General features: G+C 72.1%; 14 protein-coding genes and 1 pseudogene. 8 read left to right on the plus strand and 7 right to left on the minus strand.

The features are described 5' to 3' along the window. Positions 1-69 precede the first annotated feature (69 nt). Positions 70-530 (minus strand): annotated as a pseudogene (locus F603_RS32560) (GNAT family N-acetyltransferase). Positions 531-1,233: 703 nt separating this feature from the next. Here F603_RS32560 and F603_RS0121475 point away from each other — a divergent pair. Continuing rightward, positions 1,234-2,025: a serine hydrolase gene (locus F603_RS0121475; RefSeq protein WP_019548016.1), complete on the plus strand. Its 792-nt coding sequence runs from the start codon at positions 1,234-1,236 to the stop codon at positions 2,023-2,025. A gap of 562 nt (positions 2,026-2,587) precedes the next feature. Here F603_RS0121475 and F603_RS0121480 read toward each other — a convergent pair. Continuing rightward, positions 2,588-3,220 carry a TetR/AcrR family transcriptional regulator gene (locus F603_RS0121480; RefSeq protein WP_019548017.1) on the minus strand — a complete coding sequence of 211 codons (633 nt, stop codon included), beginning with the start codon at positions 3,218-3,220 and terminating at the stop codon, positions 2,588-2,590. An 80-nt stretch (positions 3,221-3,300) separates the two neighbouring features. On the opposite strand from F603_RS0121480, the gene F603_RS0121485 reads away from it, so the two are divergent. Beyond that, positions 3,301-4,242: an aldo/keto reductase gene (locus tag F603_RS0121485; protein WP_019548018.1), complete on the plus strand. Its 942-nt coding sequence runs from the start codon at positions 3,301-3,303 to the stop codon at positions 4,240-4,242. Positions 4,243-5,129: 887 nt separating this feature from the next. Here F603_RS0121485 and F603_RS0121490 read toward each other — a convergent pair. Further along, a complete protein-coding gene (locus F603_RS0121490) occupies positions 5,130-5,951 on the minus strand; it encodes a TetR/AcrR family transcriptional regulator (RefSeq protein ID WP_019548019.1) in 822 nt (273 codons plus the stop codon). 108 nt (positions 5,952-6,059) lie between these two features. Between F603_RS0121490 and F603_RS0121495 the strand changes: the two genes are divergently transcribed. Then, positions 6,060-7,073 (plus strand): hypothetical protein, encoded by a 1,014-nt coding sequence (locus F603_RS0121495; RefSeq protein ID WP_026328617.1) that lies wholly within the window; start codon positions 6,060-6,062, stop codon positions 7,071-7,073. A 60-nt stretch (positions 7,074-7,133) separates the two neighbouring features. Here the strand turns inward: F603_RS0121495 and F603_RS0121500 are convergent, their stop codons facing one another. Then, on the minus strand, positions 7,134-7,922 hold the full coding sequence (locus tag F603_RS0121500; protein ID WP_019548021.1) for an SDR family oxidoreductase: 789 nt from the start codon (positions 7,920-7,922) through the stop codon (positions 7,134-7,136). On the opposite strand from F603_RS0121500, the gene F603_RS34245 reads away from it, so the two are divergent. After that, the gene (locus tag F603_RS34245; protein ID WP_019548022.1) at positions 7,923-8,222 is read left to right on the plus strand and encodes a hypothetical protein; all 300 of its coding nucleotides are present in this window, start codon (positions 7,923-7,925) and stop codon (positions 8,220-8,222) included. Positions 8,223-8,229: 7 nt separating this feature from the next. On the opposite strand, the gene F603_RS0121510 is transcribed toward F603_RS34245, so the two are convergent. From F603_RS0121510 to F603_RS0121520, 3 genes are all read right to left on the minus strand, one after another. Then, complete coding sequence (locus tag F603_RS0121510) at positions 8,230-9,732, minus strand: DHA2 family efflux MFS transporter permease subunit (protein ID WP_019548023.1); 1,503 nt, start codon at positions 9,730-9,732, stop codon at positions 8,230-8,232. A 560-nt stretch (positions 9,733-10,292) separates the two neighbouring features. Further along, a complete protein-coding gene (locus F603_RS0121515) occupies positions 10,293-10,751 on the minus strand; it encodes an SRPBCC family protein (protein ID WP_019548024.1) in 459 nt (152 codons plus the stop codon). 195 nt (positions 10,752-10,946) lie between these two features. Beyond that, complete coding sequence (locus F603_RS0121520; RefSeq protein ID WP_019548025.1) at positions 10,947-12,995, minus strand: SdrD B-like domain-containing protein; 2,049 nt, start codon at positions 12,993-12,995, stop codon at positions 10,947-10,949. Positions 12,996-13,529: 534 nt separating this feature from the next. Between F603_RS0121520 and F603_RS32570 the strand changes: the two genes are divergently transcribed. From F603_RS32570 to F603_RS0121540, 4 genes are all read left to right on the plus strand, one after another. Beyond that, complete coding sequence (locus F603_RS32570) at positions 13,530-14,045, plus strand: hypothetical protein (RefSeq protein ID WP_019548026.1); 516 nt, start codon at positions 13,530-13,532, stop codon at positions 14,043-14,045. A gap of 67 nt (positions 14,046-14,112) precedes the next feature. Next, positions 14,113-14,739 (plus strand): hypothetical protein, encoded by a 627-nt coding sequence (locus F603_RS0121530; RefSeq protein WP_019548027.1) that lies wholly within the window; start codon positions 14,113-14,115, stop codon positions 14,737-14,739. A gap of 49 nt (positions 14,740-14,788) precedes the next feature. Beyond that, positions 14,789-16,039, plus strand: a complete 1,251-nt coding sequence (locus F603_RS0121535; protein WP_019548028.1) for an MAB_1171c family putative transporter — start codon at positions 14,789-14,791, stop codon at positions 16,037-16,039. After that, positions 16,036-16,626 carry a phosphatase PAP2 family protein gene (locus F603_RS0121540; protein WP_019548029.1) on the plus strand — a complete coding sequence of 197 codons (591 nt, stop codon included), beginning with the start codon at positions 16,036-16,038 and terminating at the stop codon, positions 16,624-16,626. The genes F603_RS0121535 and F603_RS0121540 overlap by 4 nt, the downstream gene beginning before the upstream one ends. The last annotated feature ends 5 nt before the right edge of the window (positions 16,627-16,631 follow it).

A 16,631-nucleotide genomic window follows, 5' to 3' on the forward strand; every position in this document is an offset into this window, starting at 1 on the left:
CGCGCGGTGGCTGCCCTGGGGCGCTGTCCCGAGTCGGAGTGCCGGTTTCGGTGGACCAGCGTGTGGCCGTCAGACGAGGCTGCGTGCCAGTACCTGTCCGGGCCAGGAGCCGGACTGGAAGCGGTCGGTTGCGGTGAAACCGTTGCGCTCGTAGAACGCGACCAGTTCGCCCCCGCCGCCCGCCCAGCAGTCGACCCGCAGCAGCCTCACGCCGGCCCGCCGGGTCTCCTCGGCGGCATGGGTCAGCAGGGCTGCTCCGATGCCCATGCCGATGTGCCGTCGGTCGGAGACCAACAATCGAACGTAGCCCTCGGGTTCCGCGGCCGGCGCAATCGGCACCTGCGGACTGGGCCCGGAACCCAACGCCATCGCTCCGACAGTGACGCCCCCCAACACCGCGATGTATTGGGACTTTCGGTCGTGTACCGCTGAATTCGCGCCGTCCCGCCGGACTTCCGTGAATACGGCGTCGTGCCCCACTGCTCCGTGTTGCCGCGCTCGTTCATCCACACCACCGCAGAGTCGAGCATGTCCACGATGGCCGGTGCGTCGGCCAGGCTGCCCGGTCTGATGCCCACGCCATCCACGGTGTCGTCCACAGCGGAAGCTTAGGCACCGCCAGGAGGGGCGGAGGCACACCAGCAAGCCGCGTCACCGACCTCCCCGAACAACACACCTAGGGCCTGTTTAAAAAGTGTTGGTTGCAGCCAGCTCTTGCAGCAAGCACTAGGCCGTAGCGGCGCGGGTCACGGGGACAGACCCGCAGAGCAAGGGTTGACGAGGCCGTGGAGAGGACGCTGCACCGGGGCATGGACTCGGCTCGCATCCCTGTTGAGCACTGCGTCGTGACTCACCAATCGCCGCAACAATGACTCTGCGCGCGCATTCCCAACACACGGTCACCGAAGCCTCGACGCCCGCCGCCACGTGCCCCCAATCGTCCGGTATGCCCCTTTTAAGGGCTCAAATATTGTGTGCAAATGGAAACGACTCTGTTTGACTCGACGTGTTCTTGAACCTCCGCCGCCATAGCTGCGTCACACAGGACACGGGCACGGGAGCAAGAGCGCGGTTTCTTTCGGCCGAGTGAAGGCGCCCGTGTGACGAAATGCACCAGCGTAGAACGGACAGCACACCATGGGCCGCCACCGACGAATAACCAACACCTCCCACAACGGGCTGGCTTCGAAGGCAGTGCTTGCCGCCGGGGTTCTCATACCGACGATCGCCTCGATGGGATCGGCCCACGCGGCCACCCCGCAGGCCGCGGTCTGCACCTCGGACAGTCCGGAGCTCGCCGAGCAACTCACCGAGGACATCAACTCGGCGCTGGAGGACTCCGCCAACACCACGTCGGTCAGCCTCCACGACCGCACCACGAACACGACGTGCACCGTGGATGCGGACCGCAACTATGACTCCGCCAGCACGGTGAAGATGACGGTCCTCTCCACGCTGCTCTGGGACGCACAGAAGGAAGGCCGCGCCCTGACGGCGAAGGAGAAGGAGCTCGCCACCGACATGATCACGAAGTCCGACAACGACGCCACCACCACGCTGTGGGAGCAGCTCGGACCGGACAAGATCAACGGATTCCTCCAGGCCGCGGGCATGACCAACACCACCCTCGACCCGGACCTGGCCTGGGGGCTCACCCAGGTCAACGCCAACGAACAGGAAAAGCTCCTGCATCTGGTGACGCACGCGAACCCGGTGCTCAGCGACGATTCCCGCGCCTACATCCTCAAGCTCACCGGTGCTGTCATCCCCTCCCAGCGCTGGGGTACCCCGGCAGGCGCGCCGGACGAAGCCGAGACGCACGTGAAGAACGGCTGGCTGGAACGGGATGCGAACGGCTGGCGCGTGCACAGCCTCGGCGCGTTCACCGGTGCCGGCCACGACTACACGATCTCCGTGCTCTCGCAGGACAACGAGACGATGGACGACGGCATCGACCACATCGAGACGGTCGCCCGCGCCGTCCACAAGGACCTCAACTCCCCCGCCTTCCACACCTCGCGGTAGGACTTACGCATCCCCTCACCTTCCCGGTCGCCCGCCATGGGGCGCCTGGCTCCGGGGTCGGTTCGGCTTTTCCCCGAGTCGCACGCATGGCCTGGGAGTGTCACCGGCTCCGGAGGCCACGACAGCCCGCCGATCAGGGACGTTGCCCGGCTGTCTGTCTGCCGGGGCTGCGGGAGAGCAGCATGAGCCTGCGAGCGAGCTCTGCCCAGGGCAGCGGGCAGGTCACGGACGTACCTCCGCGCCAACGCCACCAGCTCCCGCACCCGCAGACCGCCTCCTCAGCCACGTCCAAAGAGCGCAGCGTTTCAGCAACAGGCCAGACAGGACGCGTGCCATGACGGCTCCTGTCGCTCGGCGACCGTGTCGAGGGTGACCGGGATCGGTACAGGCGCTACATGCCCGATGGCTACACGGGCCGTCGCGCTGGGCGCGTAAGTAACCGTCGGCACCGGGCAGTCGGCGGTACCGGGGGAAGTGCACGCAACTGCCGGCTCGGTGGGCCGGCCGGTCAACGAGCGTGCTGCGTACGGTGATTGCCGGATCAGCGCGGGGACACGCAGTGCTACGACGCAGCGTCAGTACCGGTGTGCCCGTCCGCCAGCGGCCGGAGCGCATCGGTGATCAGGTCGAGCAGGCGAGCCGTTCGGTCCGGGTCGTCGCCGGGGGCCGTGGCGAGGAAGGTGCCGAGCAGCATCGTGGTCACGTCGTCGGGGTCGATGTCCGGGCGGAGTGAGTGGGTTCGGGCTCCGGCCGTGAGGATGGTCGCTATCGCGGTGGTGAGGCGTTCGCGGGTGGCCGGGGTGGCGATGGTGCCTGCGGACCAGCCGGTGCGGAGGGTGGCGATGATGGTGCGCTTGGTGGTGACGAACGCCGCGTAGCGGTCCATCCATGCGCGTAGTGCGGCCGGGGGCGGCAGTTCGGAGAGCAGGGTGCGGGCGCTGGTGGTGACGTCGTCCAACTCGGCGGCGTAGACGGCTTCGACGAGTGCTTCGCGGGTGGGGAAGTGGCGGTAGAGGGTGCCGATGCCGACGCCGGCCTCGCGGGCGACGGTCTCCAGCGCGACCGTGTCGTCGGCGGCGGCGAACACGGTGCGGGCGGCGGCGAGGAGTTTCTCGCGGTTGCGCCGGGCGTCGGCGCGTGCGGGAGCTCCCGGTCCGGGTGTTCGGGCGGAAGGCGGTGGCTCGGTCGCACTCAAAACGGAGGCTCCTCCGGTAGTCTGGCCGACTTAACGGAGGCTCCTCCGTTTGTCCCAGCGTCTCACGAGAACGGCAGCTCATGACGTCCTCCACCCCTCACTCCGAATCCACGTCCGACGGAGCGTCCCGCGCGGGCGGGGCCGGCCTGCTCGCCGGCCGCACCGTCTCGCGCATCGGCTTCGGAGCCATGCAGTTGGAACGCCTCCAGGACGACCGCGGCGCGGCCCTCGGCATCCTGCGCCGTGCGGTCGAGCTCGGTATCGACCACATCGACACCGCTCAGTTCTACGGAAACCGCTTCGCCAACGAGGTCATCAGCGAGGCGGTACGCGACGAGGACGGCGTCCTCGTCGTCAGCAAGGTCGGCGCCACGCCCGACCCCGGCGGGCCTTACCCGATGCGTCTCGCCCAGCGGCCCGAGGAGCTGCGCGCCGGCGTCGAGGACAACCTCGCCAGTCTCGGACTCGAGCAGATCCCGCTGGTCAACCTGCGCCGCGCCGTCCGCGGCCCCGGTCTCCGCGCCGAGGGTGAGCAGCTCGTCGACATCGACGACCAGCTCGCCGAGATGACCGCCCTGCGCGACGAGGGCAAGATCGGCGCGATCGGGATCAGCAACGTCGGCATGGACGAGCTGCGCCGGGCGCTCCCGGTGGGTCTGGGCTGCGTGCAGAACGCCTACAGCCTGGTCTCGCGCGACGACGAGGAGATGCTTCGGCTCTGCCTTGCCGAGAACATCGCCTGGGTTCCGTACTTCCCTCTCGGCAGCGCCTTCCCCGGCATGCCGAAGGTGACCGACGAGCCCGCCGTCCTCGCCGCCGCTCGGTCCCTGGGTCGTACCCCCTCGCAGGTCGGGCTGGCCTGGCTGCTCCACCACGCCCCCAACGTGCTGCTCATCCCGGGCACAGCCAACCTCGAGCACCTGGAGGCCAACGTGGCGGCCGGCGGGATCGCTCTCGACGACGAGACCCTCGCCGCGCTCGACGCCGTTCCCTCGCAATCCGGGGAGATCGCCGTCGAATGAGTAGGTGCGCAGGTCCGGCGGGGCCGAGCCGACGACGCGTCGGTTGACGCACACGAGCGTCGGCGAGCGCGCGAGGAACCGAGGAGCAACCTCGCGCTGTCCGGACTCTTGGCTCAGGAGGTCACCGTGGGCCTGTGCTCCCTGTGCGGTCGCAGCACACCCCTCCGTGCCGACCCGTCGGCCGGCGCGGTCGGTGTGCAGCGGCTGCGCTGCCTCCAACGAGCCGTGCGGACGCCGACGAGCAACCCGTCTCCTGTCCGACGCTGACCGTCCGTGCTCGCTTCGAGGTCCGCGTTCGGTACGCCGTGCCCGGACGTGCGCACTGCTCCGAGGTCGACGCACAGCCGCGCAGCGCGCCTGCGTCGGTTCGGGACGGGCGTCACGGTGGCGGAATCGCCGACTGTCGGTCGGCCCGTCAAGTAGCGGCCCTCGTCCCGCGGTTGCTCTGTAGGACGGGGCTGCGCTCGATGCTCGAGGCGGCACCGCCCGGGACGGTCTGACGGAGCCTACGGCTTCACGATCGCGTAAGCCCTGAGCAGCAATTGGCCACCCAACGCCCCCACCGCGCGGACGGACAAGCGCCGCGGAACCCGTCGGCCATGTCCACCCGACACCCGCACCGACCGCACGGACAAGCGCCGCCGCGAGGCGCCACAGCGGCCCCTGCGCTCCCGCGTCGACGCGAGCGGCAGTCGTGCCCCCACTCCGTAAGCCGGTCGAAAAGGCAGCCGCCACTGGGCGGTCGGTACCGGGTCGGCCAGAGGCCGAGCAGACCGCGCAGGCCGAGCTCGGCGCGGAGCCGGCAGGAAGGGGCGTCGACGTGCGGCCGAGCGGGCCTCCGGAGGTGCAGGTACGTTCAACTGCCGCACGGTGGACGCCCCCTGTCATCAGCGCTCAGGTGCCTCGACGGCGCGCAGGAAGGCCTGGGTGAAGGTTTCCACGGCGGTCTCCGTGACCGGGAGTTCTGCTTCGGGAACGGAGCGGTGGGCCGGGCGCAGGAGGAAGTGGAACAGGAGCGGGCTCATCATCTGCTGGAGGAGCAGAAGGGGAGGCAGGTCCCGGATACGGCCGGCTGCTGCTTCGGCGGCGAGCCACTGGCCGACGCCGTCGAGTATGCGTTGGAGTATGCGCGCGGCCACCTCCTGCACGGACGGGTCGTCGGGCCGGGCGAGCACCTGCGCCAGCATGGCCGGGAGGACGCGGGGCTCGCGGCCGAGTGCCTCGGCCGCAAGGTGGTGGATGCGGCGGACCCGCTGCTCAAGAGGCTCGTCGGGGACGGCCAGCACCGCCTCGACGTCGAGGATGGGGCTGTGGCGCTCGAAGGCCGCGAACAGCAACTCGTCCCGGTTCCCGAAGACGGCGTAGAGGCTGTGCACCGAGCACTGCGCGGTGGACGCCACCCTCTCCAACGTCGCCGCAGCGAGGCCGTGTTCGCCGATGACCGAGGCTGCGGCATCCACCGCCCGGTCGCGCACGGACTTCTGGCCTCCGGGGTCCACGCCCCTCGCGCGCACGGCTTCGTCCAGCGCGCGACGGGTTCCGCCGAGTCGGCGCATCAGGGTGCTGCGGGAGACGCCTGCCTTCCGGGCGATCGCGAGCGCCGGTACGTCGGCCACGGCGGTGCCGCGGGCTTCGGCGGCGCGCAGGGCTGCCTCGACGAGCTCTGCGGGTACGGAACCGGTCGGAGTTTTTTCATCGTCCGTTGACACAGAGATAAACCTAGCCTGTACTCATTACTCAGTCCAGCCAACTGCGCGGCGGGGCTCCGTGAGTTGTGCGCCGGGGCACCGGGCGCCTCCCGACAGAAGAAGGTCACCATGCCCAGCCCTCCTGCAAGCGACGTCGAGACGAGCACCCGAGCCCGCGGCGCGGGGGCGAAGCTGGTGGCCGTGGTCCTCGGCATGGCCGCCCTCGTCACCGTGATGCTCTGCGCCTTCGCGCTGCCGGGCGTCCACGGCGGTCCCCACGACGTTCCGATCGGCGTCGCCGGGCCGGGGCAGGTGACCCGGGCCGCCGAGCAGAAGCTCGCAGGCGACGCGTGGGACGTCACCGTCTACGACAGTCCCGAGGCGCTCGAGTCGGCGGTCAGGGACCGGGAGATCGCCGGTGGGCTCGCCGCGAGCAGCGGGGGCATGGACGTCTACACCGCCACGGCGGGCGGCCCGATGGCGGCCGGCGCGCTGACCACCGTGGGCGACGGCCTTGCCGCCCGGCAGGAGGCGCAGGCCACCGTCCACGACCTGGTGCCGTTCCCCGAGGACGACCCGCGCGGTGCCGGTTTCTCGTCCGCGGCGCTGCCGATGATCTTCGGCGGCGTCTTCCCCGCCGTCCTCCTCGGGCGCCTCTTCCGCGGACGAAAGGGACTGGGGCTGCGGTCGGCGGGCGCGCTCCTCTTCTCGCTCGTGGCGGGGGCCGTCGTCGCCGCCGTCCTCCAGTACGGCACCGGTTCGCTGGACGGCGGTTACTGGCTCACCGCGCTGGGGCTGAGCTTGGGCATGGCGGCGCTCTCGACCACGTTCGTCGGGCTCGAAGCGCTCTTCGGCTTCGTCGGCCTCGGCCTCGGGGCCGCCGTGATGATGTTCCTCGGCAACCCCCTCTCGGGGCTCGCCACCGGGCCGTACTGGCTGCCCGCCGGCTGGGCTGCGCTCGGTCAGGCCCTCCCACCGGGCGCCTCCGGCAGCCTGCTGCGGACCAACGCCTTCTTCGACGGCGCCGGGGCCGGCGCGCCCGCGCTCGTGCTCGCCGGGTGGGTGGTGCTCGGCGTGGTGCTCGTGCTGGTCGCCCGGGGGCGCGACCGTCGGGGGGCCGACGCCCTGCCGACCGCGGGGTGACGGTCGCGGCCGACGGCACGGGGCAACGGGGCCCGGCGCCGCGGCGAGCCGTCCCCGTGCTCAGGGACGCATCGCCGTGGGCTGGGCGTCGGTGCGCAGCGCGGCGTCCGTGCCGCCGTCGACGAAGAGGATCGTGCCCGTGGTGAAGCGGGCCTCGGGGCGCGGGAACTGCTCGATCCAGAAGGCGGTGTCCGCCGGTTCTCCGAAGACGCCGAGCGGCATCGGAGTCGGGAAGTCGTCCGGGTCGGGGGCGGCGCCCATGGAACCGGTCATCAGCGGGGTGACGACGGCGCCGGGCGCGATCGCGTCGAGAAGCACGCCGCGACGGCTCCACTCCGGGTCGACGGCGGTGCGCCGGACCCGGCGGGCGAGGGCGAGCTTCGACGTCGCGTAAGCCGAGATGCTGGGCGACGCCCCCAGCGCCTCGGCGGGCATCGCGCGCTGCGTGGCAGCGGCGTGGTCGCGGGCGGTGTTCTTCGCGCCGGAGAGCAGCAGGTCGACGAGTGCGTCGTCGATCACCGGGACGGTGGTGGCGGAGTTCGAGCCGGTCACGACGGCCCGCCCCGCTCCCGAGCGCTCCAGGGCCGGACGCAGGCCCTCCAACAGGCCGACGGGACCGAAGTAGTTGATCGATACGACGGCCGAGGCGTCCCGCATGTCCGGTCCGACGCCGGCGACGGCGGCGACTCCGTCCAGGGTGCCGCCGCCGAGCGAGAGGGCCTCCTCGACGGCGTGCCGCCTGCCGTCCTCGGTGCCGAGGCCGGCGACGACGTCGGCGTCCCTGAGGTCGACGCCTATGACCCGGTGGCCCGCCCCGCGACGGCCGCGTGCTCTGCCACCTCCTCGCACGTGCCGACGGGGCAGCTTCCGGGCGCCCCGAGCCTCTTCGCGCCCGCGCCGTTCGAGGTGCTGGTCGGGCGCGCGCTGCCCGGACTGTCTCCCCAGGAGGTCACCGAGCGCTGCCGCCTCGCCTTCGACCTCGTGATGCAGACCTACGGCCGCCCGCTCGCCAAGATGCCCGCGGAGTCCTGGGCGTTCCCCGCCACGGACACGGTCGTCGCCTTTCGTCACCGCCGGGTTGACGGCACCGTCGCGCCAGGAGACGTGAACCGACCGAACCCCCGCCACAGGACGGGGGGTCGGTCGTGAGGCAGGGCTACGCCTCAGGAGCCGCCGGCGCGGGGGCGCGCTCGGGCTCCGTCGCCCCGGGGCCCGAGGCGTGGAGGCGGGACGGGCGGGGGCTGCGGCTGACGAAGAGGGAGGCGGCGAAGGCGAGCACGCCGATGACACCCGCGACCATGAACGCGGTACGCAGCCCCGCGGCGTCCGGCACCGAGGAGCCGGCGGCCGCACCCAGCGAGGCGACGGTGACGAAGACCGCCGTGCCGAAGGCACCCGCCACCTGCTGGAGCGTGGAGAGGATGGCGCTGCCGTGGGAGTAGAGGTGGTCGGGGAGGGCGCCGAGGGACTCCGTCATCAGCGGCGTCATCATCAGGCCGAGGCCGCCCATGAGCAGCAGGTGGATGGCGATGACGGCGGCGAGCGGGGAGCCGGGGCCGAGCAGGGCGAAGAGCCAGAGCGAGACCGCCATGGCGAGCGCCCCCGGGATCACGAGCGGACGGGCGCCGAAGCGGTCGAAGAGGCTCCCCACCGGGCGCCCGAGGAGCCCGAGCAGGAGGCCGCCCGGGAGGACGGCGAGGCCGCTGACGAACGTGCTGGTGTCCAGGACCGTCTGGAGGTACAGCGGCAGCATGATCGAGCCCACGCCCAGCAGGCACATGAAGAGCAGCGCCGAGAGGACCAGCGCGACGCTGAACGTACGGATGGCGAACGGGCGCAGGTCGAGCAGGGCGCGGTCGTCGCGCTGGAGCCGGAGTTGACGCCAGACGAACGCGGCGAGCGCGACGAGACCGACCACGATCGGCGCCCACGGCGGCACGGGGTGCTCGCCCCCGCCCGACTCGCCTATGGAGGCGAGCCCGTAGAGGACGCCGCCGAAGCCGACAGCGGAGAGCAGCACGGAGAGCAGGTCGAGCGGGACCTGTCGGGTCTCGCCCTCCAGCCGCATCCACACCGCGCCGAAGGCGAGCGCGATGACGGCGAGCGGCAGCACGATCCAGAACATCCAGCGCCACCCGAGCGAGGCGAGCACGGCTCCGCCGACGGTCGGGCCGACGGCGGGCGCGACGGCGATGACGATGCTGATCGTGCCCATGGTGGCGCCGCGCTTCGAGGGAGCGACGAGGCGCATCACCGAGGTCATGAGCAGCGGCAGCATCACGGCCGTGCCGCACGCCTGGACGATCCGCCCGGCGAGGAGCACCCCGAACCCGGGGGCCAGCCCGCTGATCAGCGTGCCCGCACTGAAGAGCGTCAGCGAGACGAGGAAGATCTGCCGCGCCGTGAAGCGCTCCAGCAGGAAACCGGTGATGGGGATGACCACGGCCATGGTCAGGAGGAAGCCGCTGGTCAGCCACTGGACGGTGGTGGTGGAGACCCCCAGGTCGACGGTGAGGTCGCGCAGCGCGACGCTCAGGATCGTCTCGTTGAGGATCATGACGAAGGCCGAGACGACGAGCACGGCGATGAGTACGGGGGCACGCGCCGGGGTCTCGGCGCGGGGCGAGTCCGGGCCCGCTGAGGTCACGGATTCGGTCACGGCGGGGCATTCCTCACAGGCTGGTGGCGGTCGGCCGCGGCGTGCGCCGGGACCGTTGGTCGGTCGGGTGCGGCCTCCGGCACGCCTCTCGCGAGGGTGCCGCTGCCGCTGGACGGAGGAGAGCAGGGCGGCAGGGCCTCCTCGCGCTCGGGCGGAAGCGCGGAGGCGGCTACCGCGGCTCGTCCCCGGCCGCGGCAACGCCCTCCGGGCATCTCCGCGGGGCGGTCCTGCACACCGTACGCATGACGGGTCTCCTCCCCCGAGGCTTCGTCACTCGTCCGATTATTGAACGTCCCGGGGCGGTTCCGCCTCCGAGTTTCGCCATGTGCGCGGGCAGCGCCGCACAGCTCTGCTCTCCCTTCTGGCCACCGCTGCGTACCGTGCGTACGCCGGACGTCCGCGGGCCGGTGCGAGCGAGGACCACCTCGGTGCGGGTGGGCGCGGACGACCGGGCCAACGCCCGGGAGCGCCCCCTGATTCCCGGACGCAGGGGAGGGACGCGGCGTTGAGCGTCCGGCGGAAGGTGACGTCCGTCACCTTCCGCCGGCGCACGGGCCGGGTCACTCCTCGTCCGGGCGGAGCAACGTCGTGGCGAGGGCGGCGAGTTGGTCGGCGGTGCCGCGCTCCCGCCAGTACGGGTCCTCCTGGGCGTCGAGGTAGGAGCCCTGTTCGGTGAGGACGAGGCGGGTGCCCTCGTCCGTGGCGTGGAACTCGACGGTGGTGAGGGAGACCGAGGCGAGAGTGGTGCCGCCGTAGAGGGTCGAGCTGTAGACGATGCGGGTGTCGGGGACGATCTCGTGGAAGGTCGAGGTGTAGGTGAGCTCCCAGCCGTCCGGGCCGATGCCGCGGGTGACCTCCTGGCCGCCGAGGCGGAAGTCGAGTGCGTGGTCCGCGTCGACGCCGGCGAACCAGCGGGACTTGGAGACGGGGTCCGCCCAGGCCGAGAAGGTCCGCTCCGGAGGTACCAGGTAGTCGCGTTCGAGGGTGAACGTCGCATGGAGGGCGGATCGTTCGCTCATGGTGCGTGCTCCCGTCTCTCGGGTGGGTCGGGGCGCCGGGCGTGCCTCGCCCGGCGCCCCCCGGGGTCGTGCGCCGTGCAGGCCGGCGGGCGCGCGCCGGTCTGCGCACCAGCATCCGCGGCACCCGTACCGCGCTCGCGCACGACGTGGCCGAAGTCGCCCTGCCGACGCACCGGAGCGGCGCAGCCCCTCGGCTCAGTCCCCGCCATGTGGCTCGCTCCGACGCCGGCGCCGCGCGAGGGTGGCGAGTCCGAGAAGGGCGGCAGCCACGGCCGCGACGGCCGGCTCCAGGACGGGGAAACCGGTCCTCTCGGGCGCTGCCTCCTGTTGCCGTGGACCGCCGAGGGCCGGGCTCCCGGTCGAACGGGGCTCCAGGAGACCTGCGTTGACGAGGGCCTCGGGCCGGTCGGGGGTGGTGACCGCGGTGGTGCGCCCGGTGCGCGGGTGTACGGCGCTGTCGGCGGCCGGGTCTCCGGACGCCGCACGGCGGGTGAAGGCGCGTCCTTCGGGGTGGGCGAAGGCGAGCGTGCAGCGGCCGAAGGGGGCGGCGAGCGCGTAGGAGCCGTCGGCGGCGGTGCGGGTGGTGGCGGTCTTGGTGCCTTCCGCGTCGAGGAGGGTCACCTCGACTCCGCGGAGGGGGCGTTCGTCCGGCTGCCTGCGGCCGTCGCGGTCGGCATCGCTCCAGGCCCGGCCGGTGACGCGGCCGCCGTACCGGTCGAGCACGGCGGCCCGGGACGTGGCCGGCAGGAGCGGGTGGGTCTCGCCCGAGGCGTCGCGGCGGGTCGCGTGCCAGGCGACGTCGGCGCGGGTCGCGCCCGGGTCGGCTCCGGTGGGCTCGTCGGGGGCCGTCATCCGGTAGTCGATGCGCAGCGGGCGGCGTCCGCCGTCGGGCAGCGCGGGCGCCTTGAAGCGCAGGGCGCGTACGCGGGAGGGGTCGGGTGGGGGCGCGGTCGTCCAGTCGTCCTCGCAGGGGCCCTGGCCGTCGGGGAAGAGTTCGGGGCGGCAGGGGTTCTCCGAGGCGGAGTAGGCGACTTGGACCCCGGCGGGGACGTCGGTCGTCCGCGCGAAGCGGGGGCTCCGGGTCGAGCCTCGGGGGCGGGCGCCGGACGCGGTGTCGCCTTTGCGGGCGAGTACGTCGTAGAGGACGAGGTCGCCGAGGCGGCCGCCGCCGCGGTCGGTGACCCGGAGACGGTGGTCGATCGGCCCGGCGTCCGGGGCGGCGGGGAGGCGGGCGTGCCTGCTCCACTCCGGGGTCTGCCGGGTGCGGACGAAGAGGTCGGCGACGGCGGAGGAGCCGTCCCCCGTCCGCGGACGGGGCTGCTCGGAGGCTCGTCGGTCGTCGAGCGGGTGGACGAGGGTGCGCCGGGCGGTCGCGGGGCCTTCCGGGGCGGTGGCGGTGGCCGTGGCGTCTAGGCGGACGTCGGAGGGCCCGGGGCGGTCGCTCGGGGGAGGGACGACCTGGAACGAGTAGGTGCGGCGCGGGCGGTCGCAGTCGTTCGGGGAGGGATGTCGCACCTGCCAAGTGATCGTCGAGGAGGCCGGGTCCCAAGTGCCGCCGCCCGTAGCCGACTTGAACACGGTGCCGCGGGGGAGGGCGACACGCAGCCGCAGGTCGCGGTAGCCGAGTGCGGGGGCGCAGTCGTGGAGCTCGTAGGTGGTCGGTCCGTCGGCCCTCGCCGGCGGACCGACCAGTCGGAGGGCGGCTGCGAGGCGGGGAGCGCCGGTCGTGGCGGCGCCCGAGGTGAGGCGGGCGTCGGGTCGGCCGTCGGCGGTGAGGAGGACGGTCTGGCGGTAGGCCGTGCGCTGTGCCCGGTCGGGGAGGCGCCAGTCCACCTCGAGCTCGCCCGTCGTGCCGCCGCGCAGGTCCCTGAGGTCGAAGACGACGGGACCGCCGCCGGTGACGGACCGGGTGTCGGGATTCTCGGTGCCGCGACCCGAACCGGGGACGACGCCGCCGTCCGGACTCCCGCCCTCGGGCGGAGCGGCGGTGAGCCGGACTCCCTTGCAGGGGGCGGCGGTTGCGGAGCACGCGTAGCGGATGCGATACGCGATCCGGCCGCCCGGACGGCTGCGGGGCTCGACCGCCGACACCGAGGCCGTCACCGCGGGGGCGTGCGTCGTGGCGCGGTCGGCGCCTGCCCCGTCCGCGTCCGGCGTGGGCGCGGCGGCGAGGAGAGCGGCGGCGAGCGGGAGTACGGCCAGCGCTCCCCGCAGCGGTCTGGTGCGGTCCGGCGGCGTCGGCATGGCGGCCCTGTCCTCTCCCTGACGCGGTGCGGCAAGGAGAAAATAGGCAGTTATAGGAGCCTTTACCGGGATGTGGGCCAGTGCAGGCGGGTGAGTCCGTTCCTGCGGACGACAGTCGCGGAGGAGTATCCGGGACGGCTGTCGGGAGCGGGTGACGAGGTGTCATAATGCACGGGTAGCCCTTCACGCATCCCCCGTCGTGAAGGGCTACACCTTTGCCACCCACCGGGGAGCCCCGGAGGGGTGTGGCGGGACGCACACCTCCGGTCGAGTCCAACTCCCGTGCCGCTGCGGCCACTTGACGTCCTTTTTGCCCTGCACCTCCGGAATGCGGTGAAGTCGTACACGGGCAGGGGACTCCCCTCGCGGTCCCCTGTCCGTGTTTTTTCGAGTTAACAGTGACGTAGAGTTCTTATGCAAGCCCGGACGAGAACCGGGCTCAACTCCACAACGATTCAATCCACTTGCCCACGGGGTGGTCTGCGCCCCGGAGGACCGACCGAGGAGTCGGTTACAGTACGAGCCCGTTGACGGATGACCGCGCGGCGCCGCACCGCGCAAGCGGCGGACGTGCACGTGGGGGCCAGGATGGACGACGGCGGCGAGCAGACGCCCGAGCTCAGGACGCTGCAGCAGAAGGTCGCGTACATGGTCGAGAAGACCTTCCCCGGCGAACGGATCTCCGGTCGGTACTTCTCCGAACTCGTGCGGGAGCGCGGCGGATCGCTCTCCCACAGCTACTTCTCCAACATCCTCGCCGGCAAGGTCACCGACCCCTCCGAGGAGATCCTCAAGGCGCTCGGCCTCGGCTTCGGCGTCGACTGGCGGTTCTTCAAGGAGGAGTCCGAGGTCGTCGACGAGGTCGTCGCCGGGCTCCAGTTCCTCGCGAAACGGCGGACCGGAGAGATCAGCGGCTTCGCAGGGCGCGGCGTCGGGGAGAATGGACTACCGCCGGAGCTGCTGCAGTTGGCACTCTCTCTCCTGGAGGGGTCCGAAGCGGAGAGCCGCCCCGGGACGCCGCGGGAGCGCAGCGGGAAACCGGAGGGGTAACGGGAGGCGTCCGCAGCCGCGACGGGGGACCGAGGCGGACAGGTGGAACGAGGATCACGAGGTATCCATGTCCATACGCGAGCTGCGGAGGGAGTGCGAGGCGGGTCTCGCCGACCTGCCTCTCCCCTCGCCTTTCGGGATACCCGAGCTGGTCGCCAACATGGAGCGCGCGGCAGGGCGCACCCTCGTCCTCCACGAGCTCCCCGACCGGCTCGCCAGCGTCGACTCCGCCTGCGGCCTGCGCCTGAAGTCGGGCACGACCAGCTTCGTCCTCTACCGCCGCCGGCCCACCGCGTACCAGACGCAGCACGTCATCCTCCACGAGCTCTGCCACGAGTGGTTCGACCACGGAACGAGCCTCGACGCCGGGCAACTCCGCAGGCTCCTCCCCGTCTTCGACACCTCGCTGATCTCCCGGATGCTCTCCGCGCCCGAGGACGCCCCGGCGGAGGAGCCGGAGGAGCCGAGCCCCTTTCCGCCCGACATCGACCGAGCGCTGCGGAGCGGGGGGCCGATCCAGGCCCGCGCCCAGTACGACACGCACGACGAGCGGATCGCCGAGTTCGGCGCCTCCCTGATCCCGCGCATGGCAAGGGAGTTGACCAGCGACGACATGGTCGGCCGCCTCGCCAACTCGCTCTCCAGGCCCGTGGCGCACCGGCGCCGCGGCCTCTTCGGACGCCACGGCCCCTGACGGCCCGCACCGGCGCCGCCCCTCCCCCACCGACCAGAGGACACGCGAAGTGACCCCCCTCGACCTCGCCGGCTACCTGGTAGCCGGGCTCATGACCGCCGTCGCACTCTGGCGGATGCCGGCAGCTCTCTGGGGCGACGAGGAGGACAAACGGCGCCGTGCCCTGTGGGGTTGCTACGCCGGGTTCGCCGCCGCGCTGTGGACGAAGACCGAGGCCGTGCGGACCGCGCTCAACAACAGCCAGGTCACCGACCTCGCCGTCCTCATCAAGCACTACACGGCGACCGTCGCCATCCTCGCCATCCTCAGCTACATCGTCGCCATCTACGGCCGGTACCCGGACGGCGGACCCGTCCCCCGGCACGTGCGCTTCGCGCGGGTGGTCCAACGCGTCGTCGCCAAGGCCGCGTTGGCGACGCTGGTGCTGCTGACGGTGCTCTTCTTCACCGTCGTCGACCGGTCCGTACCCTCCGACCGGTTCGTCTCCGACCACGCCGGGCAGTGGGGCGCGACGCTCTACATGTCCGTCTTCTACCTCTTCCTGGGCGCCGCCTCCGCGGTCTGCGCGTACCAGTGGGCGCTCGCCACCGCAGGCGCCGTCCGCCGGCACCTGCGGATCGGGCTGGGGATGATGACGTGCGCGATGTTCATCGGCGTCGCCTACACGGTGAGCCGGACGCTCTTCCTCTGGGTGAGCGTCGTCGACAACCCCAGCGCGGCGTTCGCCCGCGAATTCGACCGGGCGACCGAGGCTGCACAGGTGGTGCTCTTCGCTCTCTTCGCCCTGGGCGCCTCCCTGCCCGCCTTCAGCAACGGCTGGCGGCGCGCCCGGCTCTGGCGGGCGCAGGCCCGACTCCACCCGCTGTGGCGCGAGTTGATGACGACCTTCCCCGACCAGCCCTTCGAGCCGCCCCGCTCCAGGATGCGCGACCTCACCCGCCTCGACACCCCCGCCGACCTGCGCGTCGACCGCTGGACAGCGGACATCGCCGACGCCGTGGAGAAGCTGCGGCACTACGTGCCCGACGACCTCCTCGACGCGGCACGGCGGGCTGCCGAGGCCGACACCGAGGGGACCGGTGCCGACCCCGGGCCCCGCACCGACGCGTACTGGATCAAGGCCGCGCTCCTCGCACACCGGGACGGCGCCGAGGCGGGACGGGCGGCGGCCGTCGAGCCCAAGAACGCGAGCGACCAGGACGACGAAGTAGCGTGGCTCGTCCGCGTGGCGCGGGAGTACCGCACGATCCCCCCGGCCCGAACCGAGCAGGTCCTCGAGTCCCTGGAGCAGACAGCGTGAGTACCGCAGCCCCTACGACCGCCACCGCCACGGCCCGTACCGTCACCGACGTACTCCAGCCGCGCAACGTCCTCCTCGCCGGCATGCTCGGGATAGGTCTCGCAGCGGCCGGTGACTGGACGGGCATCCCCTGGGGCCTGCTCGGCGCCGTCTGCGCCGGGATCATCCCGGCCGGCTACATCGAGTGGGAGCGCAAGCGCGGCACCTGGGGCGACCGGCACGTCGTCGACCGGACGAAGCGCGCGCCCATCTTCCTCGTCATCCTCGGCTCCATCGGCGTCGGTTCGCTCGTGATGGTCCTCGGCTCCGCGCCGACCGGCATCCTCGTGACGATGCTGGCGCTCTGGGCGATGACGGTGGTGCTCCTCGCCGTCAACACCGTCTGGAAGATCTCCGTCGACGCGGCCGTCGCCTCTTCGGTGATCGCGCTGCTCGCCGCTGTGCACTCGCCGTACTGGCTCCTCGGGTACGCGATGACGCTCGCCGTGTGCTGGTCGCGGGTGGCGCTCGGGTACCACACCGTCGCGCAGACGGTGGCGGGCGCGGGGCTGGGTGCCCTGACGTCGGCCGCGTTCCTCTTCGGGTGACCTAC

Source organism: Streptomyces sulphureus DSM 40104 (assembly GCF_000381025.1).
GTDB lineage: Bacteria > Actinomycetota > Actinomycetes > Streptomycetales > Streptomycetaceae > Streptomyces > Streptomyces sulphureus.

Excerpts from the sequence above, each read along its gene's own strand:
- F603_RS0121475 (WP_019548016.1), top strand. The coding sequence starts at position 1,234 with ATGGGATCGGCCCACGCGGCCACCCCGCAGGCCGCGGTCTGCACCTCG.
- F603_RS0121485 (WP_019548018.1), top strand. The coding sequence starts at position 3,301 with ATGACGTCCTCCACCCCTCACTCCGAATCCACGTCCGACGGAGCGTCC.
- F603_RS0121495 (WP_026328617.1), top strand. The coding sequence starts at position 6,060 with ATGCCCAGCCCTCCTGCAAGCGACGTCGAGACGAGCACCCGAGCCCGC.
- F603_RS0121515 (WP_019548024.1), bottom strand. The coding sequence starts at position 10,751 with ATGAGCGAACGATCCGCCCTCCATGCGACGTTCACCCTCGAACGCGAC.
- F603_RS0121520 (WP_019548025.1), bottom strand. The coding sequence starts at position 12,995 with ATGCCGACGCCGCCGGACCGCACCAGACCGCTGCGGGGAGCGCTGGCC.
- F603_RS32570 (WP_019548026.1), top strand. The coding sequence starts at position 13,530 with ATGACCGCGCGGCGCCGCACCGCGCAAGCGGCGGACGTGCACGTGGGG.
- F603_RS0121530 (WP_019548027.1), top strand. The coding sequence starts at position 14,113 with ATGTCCATACGCGAGCTGCGGAGGGAGTGCGAGGCGGGTCTCGCCGAC.